Here is a 20482-nt window from a genome sequence, read left to right as displayed (position 1 = left end):
TCCCCGATACCCCCGGCGGACCGGGCGAACACCGGGATCATGGCCCTGTCCCTGCCCTACCAGGTCGTCCTCGCCGTGGCGCTCGCCGTCGTCGGCGTCTTCGCCTGCCTCCATCTGGCGATGGTGTTCCTGCACGTCGCGCCGTCCAACACGCTGACCAAACAGCACGGCCAGGCCGTCGACGACTGGGTCTATCCCGAGTTCGAACAGAACTGGAAGCTCTTCGCGCCCAATCCGCTGCAGCAGAACATCTCCGTCGAGGTCCGCGCCGAGCTCGCCGTCCCCGACGGCGCCCGCCGCACCACCGGCTGGATCGACCTCACCGCCCAGGACATCGAGGCGATCCGGCACAACCCGATGCCCAGCCACGCCCAGCAGAACGAGCTCCGCAGGGCCGTGGACTTCTACCTCAACTCGCACTCCGACGACGACACCCCCAGCGGGCTGCGCGGCCGCCTCTCGGAGGAGTACATGCGCCGGATCGCGATGCTCCGCCTCGACGCGCTTCCCGTCCTCGCGGGCCCCGACGGACGGGCGCTCACCGGTGAGGTGCGGCGCGTCCAGCTCCGGGCCGTCACGCGGGCCGTGCCTCCTCCCCGCTGGAGCTCCGAGAAGATCGACACCGCGCCCTCCTACCGGGACCTCCCGTGGTGGCCCGTCACCGACGCCGACCGGCCCACCGGATCCGACCGAAGCCGCACGGAGGCGGGCCGATGAGCACTCCCGCACCGCTGGGCGACGCCGCACCGATGAGTGACCCCGTACCGCCGCTGGGCGACGCCGCGAAGCCGATGGGCGGCCCCGGCACGCGCGCGCGTGACCGCGAGCCGCTGGACCGCCGGTTCGCCCGTGCCGTCCAGACCGTCACGGGCCGCTCCCTCGGCCCGTACCAGACCGCGATCGTGCGGATCGGCTTCTCGCTGACCTGGCTGCTCTTCCTGCTGCGCGAGCTGCCGTTCCGGCACGAGCTGTACGGCCCCGACGGCCCCTGGTCCTGGGAGATGGCCCGCCGGCTGATCGCCGACAACCGGGCCTTCACCGTCCTCATGTGGTCGGACGGCCGGCTCTGGTTCGAGCTCGTCTACGGGATCGCGGTGCTGTCCGCCGTGCTGCTCCTGGTGGGCTGGCGCACCCGTGCCGTGTCGGTGGTCTTCATGGTCGGGGTGCTCTCGCTGCAGAATCGCTCCGTCTTCGTGGGCGACGGCGGCGACAACGTCCTCCACCTCGCCGCGCTCTACCTCGTGCTGACGCGCTGCTCCCAGGTGTGGTCCCTGGACGCCCGGCGGGCGGCCCGCGAGGCCCGTGCCGCCCGTGCCGGGGAACCGCCGCGCCAGGATCGCGTCGGCCCGCTCCTGTGGATCGTGCTCGGCGGTTTCCTCCTCGCCACGACCTGGTTCAGCGAGGTCACCGGCGAGTGGTGGCTGCCCGTGCTGCTGTGGGTCCTGTGGCTGGGGAACGGACTGTGGTGGCTGGTCCGCCGGTACGCGGCCGAGGAGCCCCGCACCCTGCTCGACGCCCTCGCGAACCTCGCGCACAACGCGGCCCTCGTCGTGATCATGGCGGAGGTCTGTCTGATCTACGCCACGGCCGGCTGGTACAAGATCCAGGGATCGCGCTGGCAGGACGGCACCGCGCTGTTCTACCCGCTCAACCTCGACTACTTCACCCCCTGGCCGGCCCTCTCCGAGCTGCTCGGCACCAGCGGGGTCATGGTGATGGTGCTGACCTACGGCACGGTGATCGTGCAGGTCGCCTTCCCCTTCACACTCTTCCACCGCAAGGTGAAGAACGTGCTGCTCGTCGCGATGATGCTGGAGCACGCCGGGATCGCGGTCCTCCTCGGACTGCCGGTGTTCTCGCTCGCGATGATCTCCGCCGACGCCGTCTTCCTGCCGACGCCGTTCCTGGTCGCGCTCGGCGCGTGGGTGGTGCGTGGCCGGGACCGGCTGCTGGGTCGGCCGCCCGCCGGGACGCTGCCCGAGCAGCGCCTTACGGGTGAGGAGCACGGCCCCCGTACCCTCGTCGGGTGAGCACCACCGAAGAGAAGTCCGAGGCCGTTGCCGGGGCCGCAGTCGCAGCCGGGGTCGCGGCCGAAGCGGAAGCCGGGGCCGCCGAGCCGGTCCAGTACGACGAGGGCTTCGCTCCCGAGATCGGCGTCGGGCCGCACCCGGAGCCGTGGCCCGAGGGCGAGCGGTACGACCCCGAGCTGCTCGCCGGCGGCGACCGGCGCAATGTCGTGGACCGCTACCGGTACTGGACGCGGGAGGCGGTCGTCGCCGACCTGGACACCCGGCGTCACGACTTCCACGTGGCGGTGGAGAACTGGGGCCACGACTTCAACATCGGCTCGGTGGTGCGCACCGCCAACGCCTTCCTGGCGAAGGAGGTCCACATCGTGGGCCGACGGCGCTGGAACCGGCGCGGTGCCATGGTCACCGATCGCTACCAGCACGTCCGGCACCACCCGGACACCGAGTCGCTGACCTCGTGGGCGGCGGCCGAGGGCCTGCCCGTCATCGGCATCGACAACCTGCCGGGAGCCGTGCCGCTGGAGCGGACCGTGCTGCCCCGCCGCTGTGTGCTGCTCTTCGGGCAGGAGGGCCCGGGGCTCACCGAGGAGGCCCGCGCCCATGTGGAGATGGTCTGCTCGATCGCCCAGTTCGGCTCGACGCGCTCGATCAACGCGGGAGCGGCTGCGGCCATCGCCATGCACGCCTGGGTCCAGCGCTATGCGGAGATCGAGACGCCGTAGGGAGTGAGAGCTCCCTCCGGGAAGCCGCGTGGAGGCTCCGGGGAGCCTCCACGCGCGCGTGGATCAGGCCTGGCGGCGGACCTCCACCACCCGGAAGCGGTTCGAGACGAAGGCGCCGTCGCACAGGGCGGCGTTCGCCGCCGGGTTGCCGCCGGAGCCGTGGAAGTCGGAGAACGCGGCCGTCTGGTTCACATAGACCCCGCCCGTGAGGTTCAGCGAGAGCTGGGCCGACTCCTCCAGGCAGACCTCCTCCACCGCACGCTCGGTGTCGGCCGAGGTCGTGTACGCCCCGACCGTCATCGCGCCCTTCTCGCGGACCGTGCGCCGCAGCAGCTCCAGGGCGTCGTCGGTGGAGTCCACCGAGACGGCGAAGGAGACCGGGCCGAAGCACTCCGAGAAGTACGCGGCCTGGGCGTCGGGCTTGGAGCCGTCCAGCTTCACGATGACCGGCGTACGGACCACGGCGTCCGGGAACTCCGGGTTGACCACCTCGCGGGAGGCGAGTGCCACCTCACCGAGACCGGCGGCGGCCTCCAGACGCGCCTTCACGTCCGGGTTGACCAGGGCGCCGAGCAGACCGTTCGCCCGGGCGTCGTCGCCGAGCAGACCGCCGACCGCCGCGGCGAGGTCGGAGACGACCTCGTCGTACGTCTTGGGGCCCTGGTCGGTGGTGATGCCGTCACGGGGGATCAGCAGGTTCTGCGGGGTGGTGCACATCTGGCCGCTGTACAGGGACAGCGAGAAGGCCAGGTTGGCGAGCATCCCCTTGTAGTTGTCGGTGGAGTCGACCACCACCGTGTTGACGCCGGCCTTCTCGGTGTAGACCTGCGCCTGGCGGGCGTTGGCCTCCAGCCAGTCGCCGAAGGCGGTGGAGCCGGTGTAGTCGATGATCCGGATCTCGGGGCGGACCGCCAGGGTCTTGGCGATTCCCTCGCCCGGCCGCTCGACGGCGAGCGCCACCAGGTTCGGGTCGAAGCCGGTCTCGGCGAGCACCTCACGGGCGACCTGGACGGTCAGCGCGAGCGGGAGCACGGCGCGCGGGTGGGGCTTGACCAGGACCGGGTTGCCGGTGGCGAGGGAGGCGAACAGGCCCGGGTAGCCGTTCCACGTGGGGAAGGTGTTGCAGCCGATCACCAGGGCGATGCCGCGGCCGACCGGGGTGAACTCCTTGCTCAGCTCCAGGGGGTCGCGCTTGCCCTGGGGCTTGGACCAGTCGGCCCGCCCGGCGGGGGTGCGGGTCTGCTCCGCGTACGCGTACGCCACGGCCTCCAGGCCGCGGTCCTGGGCGTGCGGGCCGCCGGCCTGGAACGCCATCATGAACGCCTGTCCGCTGGTGTGCATGACGGCGTGGGCGAACTCGTGGGTGCGGGCGGAGATCCGGGTGAGGATCTCCAGACAGACCAGGGCACGGGTCTCGGCGCCGGCGTCGCGCCAGGCGGCCGTGCCCGCGCGCATCGCGGGGAGCAGGACGTCGATGTCGGCGTGCGGGTACTCGATGCCGAGCTCGGGGCCGTACGGCGAGGTCTCGCCGCCGGTCCAGCCGTCCGTGCCGGGCTGGTCGAGCTCGAAGCGGGTGTTCAGCAGGGCCTGGTGGGCGGCGAGGCCGGCGGCCGCGTCGAGCGAGCCGTCCGTCCCGTACGCCTTCGGGTGCTCGGGGTACGGCGACCAGTAGGCACGGGTCCGGATGGTGTCGAGCGCCTGATCGAGCGTGGACCGGTGCTTCTCGGCCAGTCGGTCGGTGGTCGGCAGAACGGTGGCCATGGATGGACCAACTCCTCGTCGAGCTGGGCAGGGAGACACGTACGGAGTTAGAGTAACCGAACGATCGGTCGGGACAAGGGGGCCTGTCGATCCTGTGGAAAACCCATCGGGGAGGATCACTCCTATGAGCGCCAACGTGACCGTCAGGGGGAGCGACGACGTGACCGCCAGTGAGCCCGCCGCCGCAGTGGAAGCCGCAGAAGCCGCAGCCGAAGGGGCCCCGGGGCCCGTCGGGCGGGACCGTACCGTCGCCGTCGTCGGGACGGGCACCATGGGCCAGGGCATCGCCCAGGTCGCCCTGGTCGCCGGCCATCCCGTACGCCTCTACGACAGCGCCCCCGGTCGCGCCGAGGAGGCCGTGGCCGCCCTGACCGCCCGCCTCGACCGGCTCGTCGAGAAGGGACGCCTGGACGCCACCGCGCGCGAGGCGGCCGTCGGACGGCTGCACGCGGCCCGGGAACTCGACGAGCTCGCGGACGCGGCGCTCGTCGTCGAGGCGATCGTCGAGCTGCTCCCCGTCAAGCAGCAGCTCTTCGCCGATCTGGAGAAGGTCGTCGGCGACGACACCGTCCTCGCCACCAACACCTCCTCGCTCTCCGTCACCGCCATCGCGGGAGGGCTCCGGCTGCCCGGCCGGTTCGTCGGACTGCACTTCTTCAACCCGGCGCCGCTGCTCCCGCTCGTCGAGGTCGTCAGCGGCTTCGCCACCGACCGGGACGTCGCCACGCGCGCGTACGAGACGGTCAAGGGCTGGGGCAAGACGCCGGTGCGCTGCGCCGACACCCCCGGCTTCATCGTGAACCGGGTCGCCCGCCCCTTCTACGCCGAGGCGCTGCGGGTCTTCGAGGAGGGCGCGGCCGATCCGGCCACCATCGACGCCGCCCTGCGCGAGTGCGGCGGCTTCAGGATGGGCCCCTTCGAGCTGACCGACCTCATCGGCCAGGACGTGAACGAGGCCGTCACCCGCTCCGTCTGGGACTCCTTCCACCAGGACCCGAAGTTCACGCCCTCGCTCGCGCAGCGGCGGCTCGTGGAGTCGGGGCGCCTCGGCCGGAAGACGGGCCACGGCTGGTTCTCGTACGCGGAGGACGCGCAGCGGCCGGAGCCGCACACGGCGGCGCCCGCGGAGGCGCCGAAGCGGATCGTCGTACGGGGCGACCTCGGTCCCGCGGAACCGCTGGTGGAGCTCTTCGAGGCGGCCGGGATCACGGTCCGGCGCAAGAAGTCGGACGGCGGGTACATCGAGCTGCCGGGCGGCGGCGAACTCAATCTCGCCGACGGTGAGTCCTCCTTCGAGTACCACCGGGAGGAGATCGTCTACTTCGACCTCGCCCTCGACTACGCGCGCGCGAGCAGGATCGTGCTCTCCACGAAGGAGGGGACCGCGCCCGAGACCCTCGCCGAGGCCGTGGGACTCTTCCAGGCCCTGGGCAAGCAGGTGTCCGTGATCGGCGACGTGCCCGGCATGATCGTCGCCCGTACGGTCGCCATGCTGGCCGACCTCGCGGCCGACGCGGTCGACCGGAGGGTCGCCTCCGCCGAGGACGTGGACACGGCGATGCGGCTCGGGGTCAACTATCCGGCGGGCCCGCTGGAGTGGGCCGGCAAGGTCGGGTTCCGGCGTACGACGGCACTCCTGGGAGAGCTGCACGAGCGGTATCCGTCCGGGCGGTACGCGCCGAGCATCGGCCTGGTGCGCCGGGGCTACGCCGAGGACGCGGAGGACGCGGGATGACCACCGTGAAGCGCGACACCTACACGCCCGAGACGCTGCTCTCGGTCGCCGTCCGGGTCTTCAACGAGCGGGGCTACGACGGCACCTCCATGGAGCATCTGTCCAAGGCGGCCGGGATCTCCAAGTCGTCGATCTACCACCATGTGTCCGGCAAGGAGGAGCTGCTGCGGCGGGCGGTGAGCCGGGCGCTCGACGGGCTCTTCGCGATCCTCGACGAGCCGGGGGCCGTGCGCGGCCGGGCCGTCGAGCGGGTCGAGTACGTCACGCGCCGCACGGTCGAGGTGCTGATAGCGGAGCTGCCGTACGTGACGCTGCTGCTGCGCGTGCGGGGCAACACGGGCACCGAGCGGTGGGCCATGGAGCGGCGACGGGAGTTCGACCACAAGGTGGCCGAGCTGCTCAAGGCCGCCGCCGAGGAGGGCGACCTGCGGGCCGATGTGGACATCCGGCTCGCGACCCGGCTCCTCTTCGGCATGATCAACTCGCTGGTGGAGTGGTACCGGCCGCATCCGGACGCGACGGCGGAGCGCGAGCAGCTCGCCGAGACCGTGGCGCACCTGGCCTTCGACGGGCTCAGGACGGCCCGCTGAGGACCGAGAAGCCCCGCTGAGGACCCGAGGGGCTCTGCCGGGCCCATGGTGGCCCGGAGCCGGCCCCCGGACCCGTGTGGACGTGCACGGCCGGGCTCCGGTGGACAGAGGACGGCCGGGCCCGTGCGGACGAGGACGGCCCCGCCGGGGGCCGTCCTCTCTCGTCCGGGGAGAGCGGGCGTCGTCAGGCGTGCGGGTCCGTGTTGAGGTCCGTCTCCTCGAAGACCAGCAGCGTGCGTGTGGACAGCACCTCGGGGATCGACTGGAGCCGGGTGAGCACCAGCTCGCGCAGCGTCCGGTTGTCCGGTGTGTGCACCAGCAGCAGAACGTCGAAATCTCCGCTGACCAGCGCTATGTGTGTGGCACCCGGCAGCGTCTTCAGCTGCTCGCGGACCGTGCGCCAGGAGTTCTGCACGATCTTGAGCGTGATGTAGGCGGAGGCTCCGTGGCCCGCCCGCTCGTGGTTGACCCGGGCGCTGAAGCCGCGGATCACCCCGTCGTCGATGAGCCGGTTGATGCGCGCGTAGGCGTTGGCACGCGAGACGTGCACCCGCTCGGCCACGGAGCGTACCGAGGCGCGACCGTCCGTTTGCAGCAACCGCAGGATGTCCCGGTCGATCGCGTCCAGCGGGCGTGCCGGAAGCGCGCCCGTCGGCACGCCGACCGGGGCGCTCAGGACCTCGCCGGGCGGCTCGCTCCCGGCCTTGTCGGGCGCGCCGCCCGTGTCGTCGCCCGGAACCTCGTTCCGGTCGACGGCCATTTGTTCATCCGCCATGTCCCCCCGCCTCTCTCCGGTGGACGACCTGCACATATCCCAGGCTGTGGAGAACCGTTTGTCCACAGGCTGGAGGTGCCTGTAGCCAAAATGCCTCCACGACCGAACAATCGGTAGGTGAGGCGCGCCACACTCGCGCCACCCGCCTTCGGGTCTTATGCCCGCTCCCACGAGGAGGTGGACTCGTTGCAACAGCGCAGTTCGACAGTCCAAGAGCCGCCCGGTGCCGCTTCCGCCCACCGGCCCACCCCGCCGCCCGCGTGGCAGCCGCGTACCGACCCCACGCCGCTGCTGCCCGACACCGAGCCGCTGCGCGTGCTCGGTACGGACGCCGTGGCCGACGCCGACCCCGCGCTGCTGCTCCGGCTCTACACGGAGCTGATCCGCGGCCGCCGGTACAACACGCAGGCCACCGCCCTCACCAAGCAGGGCCGGCTCGCCGTGTACCCGTCCACCACCGGCCAGGAGGCGTGCGAGATCGCCGCCGCCCTCGCCCTGGAGGAGCGGGACTGGCTCTTCCCCTCGTACCGCGACACCCTCGCGGCCGTCGCCCGCGGCCTCGACCCCGTGCAGGCGCTGACCCTTCTGCGCGGCGACTGGCACACCGGGTACGACCCGCGCGAGTACCGCATCGCGCCGCTCTCCACCCCGCTCGCCACCCAGCTCCCGCACGCGGTGGGCCTCGCCCACGCCGCCCGGCTCAAGGGCGACGACGTGGTCGCGCTCGCCATGGTCGGAGACGGCGGCACCAGCGAGGGCGACTTCCACGAGGCACTGAACTTCGCGGCCGTCTGGCAGGCCCCCGTGGTCTTCCTCGTCCAGAACAACGGCTTCGCGATCTCCGTGCCGCTCGCCAAGCAGACCGCGGCCCCCTCCCTGGCCCACAAGGCCGTCGGATACGGGATGCCCGGCCGGCTCGTCGACGGCAACGACGCGGTCGCCGTCCACCAGGTGCTGACCGAGGCCGTGGCCCGCGCACGGCGCGGTGGCGGCCCCACCCTGGTCGAGGCGATCACGTACCGGATCGACGCCCACACCAACGCCGACGACGCCACCCGCTACCGCGCGGCCGGCGAGGTCGAGGCCTGGCGTGCGCACGACCCGATCCTGATCCTCGAAAGGGAACTGACGGAGCGTGGCCTGCTCGACGAGGACGGCAGGCGGGCGGCCGCCGAGGCCGCCGAGGCGATGGCCGCGGAGCTGCGCGAACGCATGAACGCCGAGCCGGTCCTCGACCCGATGGACCTCTTCTCCCACGTGTACGCGGAGCAGACGACGCAGCTGCGCGAACAGGCGGCGCAGCTGCGCGCCGAGCTCGAAGCCGAGGGTGAGGCGTGATGACGACCGCGACAACCGGACCCACGGCGGACAGGACCGCCGGAAAGGCCGCGAAGTCCAAGCCCGCCACGATGGCGCAGGCGCTCCAGCGCGCCATGCGCGACGCGATGGCCGAGGACCCGACCGTCCATGTGATGGGCGAGGACGTCGGCACGCTCGGCGGTGTCTTCCGGGTCACCGACGGGCTGGCCAAGGAGTTCGGCGAGGACCGCTGCACGGACACCCCGCTGGCCGAGGCCGGCATCCTGGGCGCGGCCGTCGGCATGGCCATGTACGGCCTGCGCCCGGTCGTCGAGATGCAGTTCGACGCGTTCGCCTACCCGGCGTTCGAGCAGCTGATCTCCCATGTGGCGAAGATGCGCAACCGCACCCGGGGCGCGATGCCGATGCCGATCGTCATCCGTGTCCCGTACGGCGGCGGGATCGGCGGAGTCGAGCACCACAGCGACTCGTCCGAGGCCTACTACATGGCCACCCCCGGACTGCATGTCGTGACCCCTGCCACCGTCGAGGACGCCTACGGGCTGCTGCGCGCGGCCATCGCCTCCGACGACCCGGTGGTCTTCCTGGAGCCCAAGCGGCTCTACTGGTCCAAGTCCGACTGGTCCCCCGAGGCGCCCGCGCCCGTGGAGCCGATCGGCAAGGCCGTCGTACGGCGCCGGGGCACCGGCGCCACCCTGATCACCTACGGTCCCTCGGTACCCGTCTGTCTGGAGGCGGCGGAGGCCGCGCAGGCCGAGGGCTGGGACCTGGAGGTCGTCGATCTGCGCTCGCTCGTTCCCTTCGACGACGAGACCGTCTGCGCCTCGGTGCGACGCACCGGCCGCGCGGTCGTGGTCCACGAGTCGACCGGCTTCGGCGGGCCCGGCGCGGAGATCGCCGCGCGCGTGACCGAGCGCTGCTTCCACCACCTGGAGGCGCCGGTGCTGCGGGTCGCGGGCTTCGACATCCCGTACCCGCCGCCGATGCTGGAGCGACACCATCTGCCGGGCGTGGACCGGGTCCTGGACGCGGTGGCGCGGCTGCAGTGGGAGGCGGGAAGCTGATGGCGCAGGTGCTCGAGTTCAAGCTGCCCGACCTCGGTGAGGGACTCACCGAGGCGGAGATCGTCCGCTGGCTGGTCAGCGTCGGCGACGTCGTCGCCATCGACCAGCCGGTCGTCGAGGTCGAGACGGCCAAGGCCATGGTCGAGGTGCCCTGCCCGTACGGCGGTGTCGTCACCGCCAGGTACGGCGAGGAGGGCACCGAACTGCCCGTCGGCGCGCCGCTCCTGACGGTCGCCGTGGGTGGCACGGGCGCGCCGGAGGAGCGCGCGGAGGCGGCTCCGGGAGCCGCTCCCACGGTGGGTGAGGCCGCGGCCGAGTCCGCCGTGTCGTCCGAGTACTCGGGCAATGTGCTCGTCGGGTACGGGACGGCCGGGCCCGCCGCCCGGCGCCGCCGGGTGCGGCACGAGAGCCCCGCCGTGGCGAATCCCCTCGCCGCTGCCCAGGCGGCCCCCGCACCGGCCCCGGTGGCCGCTCCGGCGCCCGTCGCCGTGGCACCTGTCGCCGTGGCCGCGGGTCACCAGGGCCCGGTGCCGGTCATCTCGCCGCTCGTGCGAAAGCTGGCCAGGGACCGGGGACTCGATCTGCGCGACGTCCGCGGATCGGGGCCCGAGGGCCTGATCCTGCGGGCCGATGTGGAGCTGGCCATCGCGGCGCTGGAGGGTCCGGTCGCCGCTCAGGAGACCGCGATCGCCCCGGCGCCGGCCGCCGCACCGGTCTCGGCGGCCGCCCCGGCCGCCGAGCGGGTTCCGCTGCGCGGTGTCCGCGGCGCCGTCGCGGACAAGCTGTCGCGCAGCCGTACGGAGATCCCCGACGCGACCTGCTGGGTCGACGCGGACGCCACCGAGCTGATGGCCGCGCGGACCGCGATGAACGCGGCGGGCGGGCCGAAGATCTCGCTGCTCGCGCTCCTCGCCCGCATCTGCGTCCACGCCCTGAGCCGGTTCCCCGAGCTCAACTCGACCGTGGACACCGCCGCCCGGGAGATCGTCCGGCTGCCGGCCGTGCATCTCGGCTTCGCCGCCCAGACCCCGCGTGGCCTGGTCGTTCCCGTGGTCAAGGACGCGGGGGCGCGGACGGCCGAGTCCCTGACGGCGGAGTTCGCCCGGCTGACGGAGTCCGCCCGGCAGTCCGCGCTCACCCCGGCCGATCTGACGGGTGGCACGTTCACCCTGAACAACTACGGGGTGTTCGGGGTCGACGGGTCCACGCCGATCATCAACCACCCCGAGGCCGCCATGCTCGGCGTCGGCCGGATCATCCCCAAGCCCTGGGTCCACCAGGGCGAACTGGCCGTCCGTCAGGTGGTGCAGCTCTCGCTCACCTTCGACCACCGCGTCTGCGACGGCGGCACGGCGGGCGGCTTCCTGCGGTACGTGGCGGACTGCGTCGAGCAGCCAGCGGTCCTGCTCCGCACGCTCTGATCCGCGGGCTGATCCGCGGGCTGATCGGACCCACCTGATCAGCCCACGGAGCAGCCACGGAGCAACGACGGATCGGCCACGGATCGGCCACGGAGCAGCCGCGGATCAGCGACTGATCGGCCACGGAGCAGCCGCGGATCAGCGACTGATCGCCGGCTGATCACCGACCGGTTCGTACGGGTCCGCCCCCGGTCCGTACGAGCCGGCCGTCCGGGCCGTCTCACCCAGGGAGACGCGCCCGACGGCGCGGGGCGGGGGCGGACCATACTGCTGGGGTGACCACCGCACACGACGCCGTCGTACTCGCCGGAGGTGCCGCCGAGCGCCTCGGCGGCGCCGACAAGCCCGGCGTACGGATCGGAGGCCGGGCGCTCCTCGACCGGGTCCTGACGGCCTGCCGGGGCGCGGACCGGACCGTGGTCGTCGGGGACCCCCGTGCGACCACCCGCCCCGTCCACTGGACCAGGGAGGATCCGCCCGGCGGAGGGCCCCTCGCCGCCCTCGGCGCAGGCGTGCGCGAGACCGGGGCCGAGGTCCTGCTCGTCCTCTCCGCCGACCTCCCCTTCCTCGACGAGGACGCCGTCCGGCGCCTGCTCGGGGCCCTCGCCGAGGATCCCGAGGCGGAGGCCGCGCTCCTCACCGACGCCGAAGGGCGCGACCAGCCGCTCGTCGCCGCGTACCGCCGTGCCCCGCTCCGGCGGGAGCTGGCGCGTGTCGCCGAGGAACGCGGCACGCTCGCCGGCGGCCCGCTGCGAAGGCTCACCGGGGCACTGCGTCTCACCCGGGTCTCCGCCGGCCCCCTCGCCTCCTTCGACTGCGACACCTGGGAGGACATCGCCACGGCCCGGGCCCGCATCAGGGAGCATGGGACCGTGCTGGATGAATGGATCACCGCAGTCAAGGACGAACTGGGCATCGAGCTGGACGTCGACACCGGCGTGCTGCTCGATCTGGCCCGTGACGCCGCTCATGGAGTGGCCCGCCCCGCCGCGCCCCTGACCACCTTCCTGGTCGGATACGCGGCGGCCCGCGCGGGTACCGAGGGCGGACCGGAGGCGGTCGCCGAGGCCGCCCGCAAGGCCGCCGCGCTGGCCCAGCGCTGGGCGGCCGAGCAGGACGAGGCCGGATGAGCCTGAAGGAGCCTCTCCCGGTGGCCCCGGGAACCGCCACCGGCCCCCGGGCCGAGCAGCCGCACCGGGCCACCGTCTGGCCCGAGGCGCGGGCCGCCGCCGTCCGCGCCGGGCACTTCGCGCGGGCCGGCCGGGCGCCGCTCGGCGTACCCCTCGGTCAGGCGCTCGGACAGGTCCTGGCCGAGCCGCTGCTCGCCCTCACCGACCTGCCGCCCTTCGACACCTCCGCCATGGACGGCTGGGCGGTCGCGGGTCCCGGGCCCTGGACCGTACGCGAGGACGGCGCCGTCCTCGCCGGGCAGGCGCCCACGGCCGTGGCGGGCGACGGCGAGGCCGTACGGATCGCCACCGGCGCCCGTGTCCCCACCGGGACCACCGCCGTCCTCCGCACCGAGCACTCCCGCACCGAGCATTCCCACACCGAGCACTCCCGCACCGAGCACCCGCTCAGCGAGCCGGTCGGGACCCTGCTGCACGCGCTGCGCGAGGTCGTGCCCGGACAGGACATCCGCCCCCGGGGCCAGGAGTGCCGCTCCGGCGACGAGCTGCTTCCCGCGGGCACCCGCGTGACCCCCGCCGTGCTGGGCCTCGCCGCGGCCGCCGGCTACGACGAGCTGCCCGTACCGCACCGCCCACGGGTGGAGATCCTGGTCCTCGGAGACGAACTGCTCACGACGGGACTCCCCCACGAGGGACTCATCCGCGACGCCCTCGGCCCGATGCTCGGCCCCTGGCTGACGGCGCTCGGCGCCGACGTCCTCGCCACCCGCCGGATCGGCGACGACGCCGAGGAGCTGTACGCGGCCGTCACCGGCTCCACCGCAGACCTGGTGCTCACGACCGGTGGGACCGCAGCCGGGCCCGTGGACCATGTCCACGGCGTTCTGGGCAAGGCCGGTGCCACCCTCCTCGTCGACGGGGTGAAGGTCCGGCCCGGCCACCCGATGCTGCTCGCCCGCCTCGCCGCCGACCCCGGCCGGCCCGGGCACGTCCGGCATCTCGTCGGGCTCCCCGGCAACCCGCTCGCCGCCGTCTCCGGCCTGCTGACACTGGCCGAGCCGCTGCTCCGCGCGCTCTCCGGCGAGGGCGACGGCACCCCGCACCGCGTACCCGTCCGGGACGAGGTGCACGGTCATCCGTACGACACCCGGCTCGTCCCGGTCGTCCACCGTGACGGACGGGCCGTACCGCTGCGCTACAACGGCCCGGCCATGCTGCGGGGCATCGCCGCCGCGGACGGCCTGGCCGTCGTCCCGCCCGGTGGCGCGCACGCCGGCCGGGAGCTGGACATCCTCGATCTTCCCTGGCCGAAGGCGGCGGGGGCCGCCCCGGCCCAAGGAGCGTGTTTCACGTGAAACTTCCCAGTCGTGACGTGATGGCACGTCAGGCGGACGAACGGATCTCCGGTCCGCAGATCAAGCTGCCCCGCCGGGAGGTCGAGCGTCCCCTGCGCCAGGTCGGCAAGCGGCTGCTCATGGCGCTCGGCGTGCTCCTGGTGACGATCCTCATCGTCTACGTCGACCGCGACGGCTACCACGACAACGCCAACGGGACGCTCGACTTCCTCGACTGCGCCTACTACGCGACCGTGACGCTCTCCACGACCGGATACGGCGACATCGTCCCGTACAGCGACACGGCGCGGCTCGCCAACATTCTGCTGGTCACGCCCCTGCGCGTGCTGTTCCTGATCATCCTGGTCGGGACCACCCTCGAGGTCCTCACCGAGCGGACCCGCGAGGAGTTCCGACTGAACCGCTGGAGGTCCACCTTGCGCGACCACACCGTCATCGTCGGCTTCGGCACCAAGGGGCGGTCCGCGATCCAGACGCTCTGCGCGACCGGTCTCAGCAAGGAGCAGATCGTCATCGTCGATCCCTCCAACAAGGTGATCGAGACGGCGAACGCGGACGGATTCGTCGGCGTCGTCGGTGACGCGACCCGCAGCGACGTGCTGCTCCGCGCCGAGGTGCAGCGCGCCCGGCAGATCGTCATCGCCACCCAGCGCGACGACACGGCCGTCCTGGTCACCCTCACGGCCCGCCAGCTCAACCGGGGCGCGAAGATCGTCGCCGCGGTCCGCGAGGAGGAGAACGCGCCGCTGCTGCGCCAGTCCGGCGCGGACGCGGTCATCACCAGTGCGAGCGCCGCCGGGCGACTGCTCGGCCTCTCCGTGCTGAGCCCCAGCGCCGGCACGGTGATGGAGGACCTGATCCAGCAGGGCTCCGGCCTCGACCTGGTGGAGCGCCCGGTGACCAAGAGCGAGGCCGGGAAGAGCGTGCGGGAGACCGGCGACCTGGTGGTGAGCGTGCTCCGCGGCCACCGGCTGCTCGGGTACGACGACCCCGCGGCCAGCCCGCTCCAGCTCACCGACCGGGTGATCACCATCGTGCGCGCCGCGCCCGTCACCCCGCTCAGCACACCTCCGGAGGACTGAGCCGAAGGACTGACCCCGGGGGCCCGGCCCCGGAGCCGGGAGTAGCCTCGCCGCCATGTATGCGATCACGATTCCGGAACCCGGTGGCCCCGAGGCCCTCGTCTGGGCCGAGGTGCCCGATCCCGTACCCGGCGAGGGCGAGGTCCTCGTCGAGGTGGTGGCGAGCGCCGTCAACCGCGCCGATCTGCTCCAGCGCCAGGGCTTCTACGACCCGCCGCCGGGCAGTTCCCGCTACCCCGGCCTCGAGTGCTCGGGCCGGATCTCGGCACTCGGCCCGGGGGTCTCCGGCTGGTCCGTCGGCGACGAGGTGTGCGCGCTGCTCGCGGGCGGCGGCTACGCGGAGAAGGTCGTCGTCCCGGCCGGTCAGCTGCTCCCCGTTCCGGAGGGCGTCGACCTGGCCACGGCCGCCGCGCTCCCCGAGGTCGCCTGCACCGTCTGGTCCAACATCTTCATGATCGCGCACCTGCGGCCGGGCGAGACACTGCTCGTGCACGGGGGTGCGAGCGGGATCGGCACGATGGCGATCCAGCTGGCGAAGGCGGTCGGGGCCCGCGTCGCGGTGACCGCCGGGGGGCCCGAGAAGCTGGCACGGTGCGCCGAGCTCGGCGCGGACATCCTCATCGACTACCGCGAGCAGGACTTCGTCGAGGAGCTCCACAAGGCGACGGACGGGGCCGGCGCGGACGTCATCCTGGACATCGTCGGCGCGAAGTACCTGGAGCGGAACGTGAAGGCGCTGGCCGTGAGCGGCCGGCTGGTCGTCATCGGGCTCCAGGGCGGGGTGAAGGCCGAGCTGAACCTCGGGGCGCTGCTCGCGAAGCGCGCCGCCGTCATGGCGACCACGCTGCGTGCCCGCCCGGCGGAGGAGAAGGCGGCGATCGTCGCGGCCGTACGGGAGCATGTCTGGCCGCTGATCGGCGCGGGCACGGTCCGGCCCGTCGTGGACCGGACGCTGCCGCTGCCGGACGCCGCCGAGGGCCACCGGGTGCTGGAGTCCGGCGGCCATGTCGGCAAGGTGCTGCTGCTGGCGCCCCAGGACTGAGACCCGCGCGCGAGGGGCCCGGCACACCCTGTGCCGGGCCCCTCGTGTCGTCTCGCGTCTCCTGCGGATACGGTTCCGGGCCGTCTCCTACAGGTACGGCCCCGAGCGGATCGCGCCGTGGCCGCGGTCGTCGTCGTCATCGTCGTGGGACGCACCCGGCGGGAGCGCCCTGCGCATCTGCTCCAGCTGCGCGCGGGCCGCCATCTGCTGGGCGAACAGCGCGGTCTGGATGCCGTGGAAGAGGCCCTCCAGCCAGCCCACCAGCTGCGCCTGCGCGATGCGCAGCTCCGCCTCGGAGGGGATCGCCTCGTCCGTGAACGGCAGGGACAGACGCTCCAGTTCCTCCACCAGCTCGGGCGCGAGCCCGTCCTCCAGCTCCTTCACGGAGCTGGCGTGGATGTCCTTGAGCCTGACCCGGCTGGCCTCGTCGAGAGGTGCCGCGCGTACTTCCTCCAGGAGCTGCTTGATCATGCTGCCGATCCGCATGACCTTCGCAGGCTGCTCGACCATTTCCGTCACCGGGACCTCGCGGGGTTCGTCGTCGCCCTGAGTGCCGCCGAGCGCCATACCGTCCTGTCCCACGATGAGGACCTGGGGGCTCTCCTGCGACCTGTCATTCCTCGGCATCTCCATGCCGCCATTCTCTCGTACACACGCGTCATCACGAGGTGTGCCCCTGTACGAGGGTGATCCACCCTCGTACAGGGGCACAGGACGGCAACGAAGACCGTCAGGTCGGTGTCGAAGCGCCGTTCGCCGCGACCGTCAGGTCGCCTCGCGCCGGGCCAGGGCGCCGCGCGAGCGGGTCACCAGGGCGGCGAGCAGAGCGGCACCGAGCGGTACGGCGACGAGCAGGCCCGCCAGGGTCTCCCAGGGGATGACGATCGGGAGGTCGGGCGGGGTCAGGTCGGTGGACCAGCCCTCGGCGACGGACTGCTCGTGGTAGCGGATCCGTTCCCGTTCGTCGGTGAGCCGGAGGCCCATCGCGGGCAGGAGGCCCGCGGCCGAGCCGAGGACGACACCCATCGCGGCCACGACTCCGCACTGGAAGCCGCTGAGCGTGCGGCGGACCCGGGGCGGGGCGCCCACGGCGGCGAGCGTCTTCAGATCGGCCTCGGCGTCGGCCTGGGCGAGCCCGGTGGCGATGCCGGCGGCGCCGATGGTGACGAGGCCCGCGAAGATGGCCAGCGCCAGCAGGATGATGCTGTTCTCGTTGACGAAACCTTCCTCCAGGTGGAACTCGACGTTGCTGCCAAGCTTGTTGAACTCGCCGTCGAGCTTCTGGCGCGCCTCGCTCTCCGGCATCCGGTCGGTGCTGGCGTACGCCCCCAGCGGCACGGTGGAGAGGCCGGCGGCCTTGGCGGTGGCCGGGGTCATCAGGGCCTGGAGGCCGTAGGTCTTCGGGTCGCCGGGCACTCGGTAGGCGGGGATGGAGCTGACCTTGCCGGGCGCGGGACGGCCTTCCTCGGAGGCCTTGTCGGCGGCGGCGACATCGGTGATCTGACGGATCCCGATGGCGCCGTTCTTGTCGATCTGGGTACGGCTGAAGCTGACGATCTTGCCCTCGGCGAGGGCCTTCTCGGCTCCCGCGTCCTTGATGCCGAGGACCTCGAGGAGTTTGGCGTCACCGACCATCAGGCCGCCGTCGACGTAGATCACACCGTTGCTGCCGGTCTCGTTGCACCGCCAGTCGTCGGTGAGCAGCTTGCGGCGCTGCTCGGGGGTGAACTTCTCCGAGGGGTCGCCGCCGCCGGGAACGCTGACGTACAGCGGGCATTCGTTCCCCGGCGGGATGACGACCTCGTACCGGCCGCAGCCCGCCTCGCTCGACCACGGCTCGCAGCCGGGCTTGCCGACCGAGACGCGCTCGACGTCGGCGCGGACGTCGACCGGGAAGTGGCGCTGGAGCGCCTCGCGGACCGCGGGGACGTCCCGGCCGCCCTCCTCCATGACGAAGGCGGAGACCGCCCCGTACGGAAGCCGGGCCTCGTACTCGGCCTCGTACTGGGCCTCCGTGCTGGCCATGTAGGTGGAGACGGCGACCGTTCCCGCGACGGCGGCGAGGACGGCGGCGACGGCGGGTGCCGTACGGCCCCGGTTGCGCACGGCGTCCCGCAGCGCCAGCCGCGGCGACAGCGGCAGCCAGCGGCCGGTCCGGCCGAACAGGCCCACCAGGGCCGGGGTCATCGCGACGACGCCCAGCTCGGCGATGGCGGAGCCGCCCGCCACGACGATGAACTGCTCGCTGACCATCGAGCCGAAGAGCGCGATCGCGCCGCCGATCAGGACGGCCGTGAGACCGATCAGGGGCAGTACCCGGCTGCTGCGGCGGATTCCGCGCCGGCCGGTGAGCGAGGCGAGGACGGTCTGCCGGGAGGCGGTGACGGCCGGCACGATGGCGGCGAGCAGGCCGGTCAGCACGGCGAGCAGCGCGATGCCGAGGAGTTCGAGCGGCCGGACGTCGAAGGCGCCGAACCGCTGGCCCATGGTCTCCTCGAGGACCGGCTGGAGCGCCAGGGTGAGGATCAGGGCGAGGACGGTGCCGGTGACCGCGGCGGCGACACCGATGACCAGACCGCCGCTCAGCACGATGGCCCGGATGTGGCTGCGGGCACCGCCGTTGGCGCCCACCAGACCGAGCTGGCGGCGCGAGCGCCGGGCGCCGACCGCGAAGGCGGGTCCGGCGAGCAGGCAGATCTCCAGCATCGCCAGGCCGACGACGGTGCCGAGGGCGGCGAGCTCGGCGGCGTTGCCCGCCGCGCTGGACTCGAAGTTGCCCCAGCCGTCCTTCTGGTAGAGCGGGACCTCGGAATCGGCCGGCGGGTCGAGGAGCACGGCACGCGAAGTGACGACCACACCCTTGGTGTTGATCTCCTTGACCATGTTCCACGTGAAACCACCGGACTTGCGCACGAGGTACGTGGTGGTGGCGCCGGGCGGCTGCAGCCCGGCCTTCGCGACGGCCTTCGCGTACGGCACGTGGAAGGCCCCCGGCAGCGCGTTGACCTGGTCGGCCTTGAGCGCGTCGGGAATTTCGTAGGCGCCGACGATCCGATACGGACGGTCGAAGTTGCGGGCGGAAAGGGTCGAGCCGATCGACAGGCCGCTGGCCTCCAGGAAGTGGGAGGTCGCGATCACCTCGTCGTTCTTCTCCGGGTAACGCCCCTCCAGGAGCGTCATGATGCCCCGCGCGACCGGATCGGCGGCCTTCAGCTCACGTACGTCGGTCGAGAGCAGACCGTGGGCCGTCGTCAGCTTCGCGGAGCCGGAGGTGTCCGTGAGGACCGTGGCGCCCGCCGGGATGGCCTTGGAGACATCGGTGGGGCCGCTCGGCCAGGCCGTGTCGCCGTAGTCCTTCGCCGGCGTGTTCATGTCGCCGACGGGGTCCTGGAAGATCGGCACCCCGCCGTAGGTGGGGTCCGAGAACCGGGCGTCCGCCGCGCCGATCGTGCGGTCCGCGCGCTCGGCCGGGGACAACTCGGAGCTGCGCAGGGTCAGATCGAGGGCGCTGACACCCAGGATCGGCAGGGCGATCATGGCCAGGACGAGGGCGCTGCGGCCCTTGGAACGCCAGGCGTCACGGCGGGCGATACGGATCGCGGCCCGCCAGGAGTGGAACCAGGTCTTCACGCCTCAGCCACCTGGCCCGACAGCAGGGAATCGGCCTCGCTGCGCACCGTCTGATCGACGATGGCACCGTCCCGCAGGAACACGACCCGGTCGGCCCAGGCCGCGAACCGCGGCTCGTGGGTGACGAGGACACCGGCGGCACCGGCGTCGCAGCGGCTGCGGAGCAGGGCGAGGACGGACTCGCCGGTCTCGGAGTCGAGGGCGCCGGTCGGCTCGTCGGCGAGGACGAGCCGGCGGTCGCCGACGAGGGCGCGGGCGATGGCCACGCGCTGCTGCTGGCCACCGGACATCTCGTCGGGGAACCGGTCGGCGAGATGGCCGAGCCCCATCTCCTCCAGGGCCTTCAGGGCCTCGACGCGCGCCTTGCGGGCGGAGGTCCCGTCCAGTTCGCGTGGCAGGGCCACGTTCTCGGCGGCGGTGAGGGCCGGGATGAGGTTGTAGTCCTGGAAGACGTAGCCGATGCTGCGGCGGCGCAGGGCCGCGAGCTCCTTCACGCTCGCGGCGGTGATGTCGGTGTCCTCGACGATCACCCGGCCCGAGGTGGGGGTGTCGAGACCGCCCGCGATGGTGAGCAGCGTGGACTTGCCGGAGCCGGACGGGCCCATGACGGCGACGAGTTCACCGGGGTACACGGCGAGGTCGATACCGCGCAGGGCATGCACCTCGGTGGCACCCGCGCCGTGGACGCGGGTCAGGTTCTGGAGTTGCAGCACGGGCTGCTGTGCGGACATGAGGGGTCCCCCCTTGGGCGTACGCGGCGGTCGGCCGGGTACGGGAGCGAGCGGTGGAAAGGCGGTGCGAAGGCGATAGGGAAGGTCGTGCGCA

At 72.7% G+C, this 20482-nt stretch carries 17 protein-coding genes; 12 read left to right on the top strand and 5 right to left on the bottom strand.

Annotated elements, in window-relative coordinates:
- The first annotated feature begins 39 nt into the window (after window positions 1–39).
- From IE311_RS19980 to IE311_RS19970, 3 genes are read left to right on the top strand one after another with little or no spacing between them, the layout of a single operon-like run.
- Complete coding sequence (locus IE311_RS19980) at window positions 40–717, top strand: DUF5819 family protein (protein ID WP_373313915.1); 678 nt, start codon at window positions 40–42, stop codon at window positions 715–717.
- Window positions 714–2030 carry an HTTM domain-containing protein gene (locus IE311_RS19975; RefSeq protein WP_373313914.1) on the top strand — a complete coding sequence of 439 codons (1317 nt, stop codon included), beginning with the start codon at window positions 714–716 and terminating at the stop codon, window positions 2028–2030. The genes IE311_RS19980 and IE311_RS19975 overlap by 4 nt, the downstream gene beginning before the upstream one ends.
- On the top strand, window positions 2027–2752 hold the full coding sequence (locus IE311_RS19970; protein WP_373313913.1) for a TrmH family RNA methyltransferase: 726 nt from the start codon (window positions 2027–2029) through the stop codon (window positions 2750–2752). The genes IE311_RS19975 and IE311_RS19970 overlap by 4 nt, the downstream gene beginning before the upstream one ends.
- 63 nt (window positions 2753–2815) lie before the next feature.
- On the opposite strand, the gene paaN is transcribed toward IE311_RS19970, so the two are convergent.
- Complete coding sequence (gene paaN / locus IE311_RS19965) at window positions 2816–4513, bottom strand: phenylacetic acid degradation protein PaaN (RefSeq protein ID WP_189833084.1); 1698 nt, start codon at window positions 4511–4513, stop codon at window positions 2816–2818.
- A gap of 124 nt (window positions 4514–4637) precedes the next feature.
- On the opposite strand from paaN, the gene IE311_RS19960 reads away from it, so the two are divergent.
- A complete protein-coding gene (locus tag IE311_RS19960; protein ID WP_189833083.1) occupies window positions 4638–6248 on the top strand; it encodes a 3-hydroxyacyl-CoA dehydrogenase in 1611 nt (536 codons plus the stop codon).
- Entirely contained in the window at window positions 6245–6838 is a 594-nt protein-coding gene (locus IE311_RS19955; RefSeq protein WP_189833082.1) for a TetR/AcrR family transcriptional regulator, read from the top strand. Before IE311_RS19960 ends, IE311_RS19955 begins: the two co-directional genes overlap by 4 nt.
- 184 nt (window positions 6839–7022) lie before the next feature.
- Here IE311_RS19955 and IE311_RS19950 read toward each other — a convergent pair whose 3' ends face one another.
- Window positions 7023–7613 carry an Lrp/AsnC family transcriptional regulator gene (locus IE311_RS19950; protein WP_189833081.1) on the bottom strand — a complete coding sequence of 197 codons (591 nt, stop codon included), beginning with the start codon at window positions 7611–7613 and terminating at the stop codon, window positions 7023–7025.
- A gap of 177 nt (window positions 7614–7790) precedes the next feature.
- On the opposite strand from IE311_RS19950, the gene pdhA reads away from it, so the two are divergent.
- From pdhA to IE311_RS19915, 7 genes are all read left to right on the top strand, one after another.
- The gene (gene pdhA, locus IE311_RS19945) at window positions 7791–8951 is read left to right on the top strand and encodes a pyruvate dehydrogenase (acetyl-transferring) E1 component subunit alpha (protein ID WP_189833080.1); all 1161 of its coding nucleotides are present in this window, start codon (window positions 7791–7793) and stop codon (window positions 8949–8951) included.
- A complete protein-coding gene (locus tag IE311_RS19940; protein ID WP_189833079.1) occupies window positions 8951–9997 on the top strand; it encodes an alpha-ketoacid dehydrogenase subunit beta in 1047 nt (348 codons plus the stop codon). Before pdhA ends, IE311_RS19940 begins: the two co-directional genes overlap by 1 nt.
- Window positions 9997–11418 (top strand): dihydrolipoamide acetyltransferase family protein, encoded by a 1422-nt coding sequence (locus IE311_RS19935; protein WP_229902033.1) that lies wholly within the window; start codon window positions 9997–9999, stop codon window positions 11416–11418. The genes IE311_RS19940 and IE311_RS19935 overlap by 1 nt, the downstream gene beginning before the upstream one ends.
- A 275-nt stretch (window positions 11419–11693) precedes the next feature.
- Window positions 11694–12548 (top strand): NTP transferase domain-containing protein, encoded by an 855-nt coding sequence (locus tag IE311_RS19930; RefSeq protein WP_189833077.1) that lies wholly within the window; start codon window positions 11694–11696, stop codon window positions 12546–12548.
- Window positions 12545–13903, top strand: a complete 1359-nt coding sequence (locus tag IE311_RS19925; RefSeq protein WP_189833076.1) for a molybdopterin molybdotransferase MoeA — start codon at window positions 12545–12547, stop codon at window positions 13901–13903. The genes IE311_RS19930 and IE311_RS19925 overlap by 4 nt, the downstream gene beginning before the upstream one ends.
- Window positions 13904–13923: 20 nt before the next feature.
- Window positions 13924–14985, top strand: coding sequence for a potassium channel family protein (locus IE311_RS19920; protein ID WP_229902037.1), 1062 nt, complete (start codon window positions 13924–13926; stop codon window positions 14983–14985).
- 55 nt (window positions 14986–15040) lie between these two features.
- Window positions 15041–16027 (top strand): NAD(P)H-quinone oxidoreductase, encoded by a 987-nt coding sequence (locus IE311_RS19915; RefSeq protein WP_189833074.1) that lies wholly within the window; start codon window positions 15041–15043, stop codon window positions 16025–16027.
- Window positions 16028–16114: 87 nt separating this feature from the next.
- Here the strand turns inward: IE311_RS19915 and IE311_RS19910 are convergent, their stop codons facing one another.
- From IE311_RS19910 to IE311_RS19900, 3 genes are all read right to left on the bottom strand, one after another.
- Window positions 16115–16660 (bottom strand): bacterial proteasome activator family protein, encoded by a 546-nt coding sequence (locus IE311_RS19910; RefSeq protein ID WP_189833073.1) that lies wholly within the window; start codon window positions 16658–16660, stop codon window positions 16115–16117.
- 132 nt (window positions 16661–16792) lie between these two features.
- Window positions 16793–19657: an FtsX-like permease family protein gene (locus tag IE311_RS19905; RefSeq protein ID WP_189833072.1), complete on the bottom strand. Its 2865-nt coding sequence runs from the start codon at window positions 19655–19657 to the stop codon at window positions 16793–16795.
- Window positions 19654–20388 carry an ABC transporter ATP-binding protein gene (locus IE311_RS19900; RefSeq protein ID WP_189833071.1) on the bottom strand — a complete coding sequence of 245 codons (735 nt, stop codon included), beginning with the start codon at window positions 20386–20388 and terminating at the stop codon, window positions 19654–19656. The genes IE311_RS19905 and IE311_RS19900 overlap by 4 nt, the downstream gene beginning before the upstream one ends.
- Window positions 20389–20482 lie beyond the last annotated feature (94 nt).

It is taken from the genome of Streptomyces zaomyceticus, from assembly GCF_014656215.1.
In the GTDB taxonomy this organism is placed as follows: Bacteria; Actinomycetota; Actinomycetes; order Streptomycetales; family Streptomycetaceae; genus Streptomyces; species Streptomyces zaomyceticus.
Note: the sequence above shows the minus strand (reverse complement) of the source record. Positions and strands in the feature narration are given on the sequence as shown.

Bases quoted from the DNA above. Each gene is read 5' to 3' on its own strand.
- IE311_RS19940 (WP_189833079.1), top strand. From the start codon at position 8,951: ATGACGACCGCGACAACCGGACCCACGGCGGACAGGACCGCCGGAAAG.
- IE311_RS19915 (WP_189833074.1), top strand. From the start codon at position 15,041: ATGTATGCGATCACGATTCCGGAACCCGGTGGCCCCGAGGCCCTCGTC.
- IE311_RS19935 (WP_229902033.1), top strand. From the start codon at position 9,997: ATGGCGCAGGTGCTCGAGTTCAAGCTGCCCGACCTCGGTGAGGGACTC.
- IE311_RS19925 (WP_189833076.1), top strand. From the start codon at position 12,545: ATGAGCCTGAAGGAGCCTCTCCCGGTGGCCCCGGGAACCGCCACCGGC.
- IE311_RS19960 (WP_189833083.1), top strand. From the start codon at position 4,638: ATGAGCGCCAACGTGACCGTCAGGGGGAGCGACGACGTGACCGCCAGT.
- paaN (WP_189833084.1), bottom strand. From the start codon at position 4,513: ATGGCCACCGTTCTGCCGACCACCGACCGACTGGCCGAGAAGCACCGG.
- IE311_RS19920 (WP_229902037.1), top strand. From the start codon at position 13,924: ATGGCACGTCAGGCGGACGAACGGATCTCCGGTCCGCAGATCAAGCTG.
- IE311_RS19975 (WP_373313914.1), top strand. From the start codon at position 714: ATGAGCACTCCCGCACCGCTGGGCGACGCCGCACCGATGAGTGACCCC.
- IE311_RS19955 (WP_189833082.1), top strand. From the start codon at position 6,245: ATGACCACCGTGAAGCGCGACACCTACACGCCCGAGACGCTGCTCTCG.
- IE311_RS19900 (WP_189833071.1), bottom strand. From the start codon at position 20,388: ATGTCCGCACAGCAGCCCGTGCTGCAACTCCAGAACCTGACCCGCGTC.
- IE311_RS19950 (WP_189833081.1), bottom strand. From the start codon at position 7,613: ATGGCGGATGAACAAATGGCCGTCGACCGGAACGAGGTTCCGGGCGAC.
- IE311_RS19910 (WP_189833073.1), bottom strand. From the start codon at position 16,660: ATGGAGATGCCGAGGAATGACAGGTCGCAGGAGAGCCCCCAGGTCCTC.
- IE311_RS19980 (WP_373313915.1), top strand. From the start codon at position 40: ATGGCCCTGTCCCTGCCCTACCAGGTCGTCCTCGCCGTGGCGCTCGCC.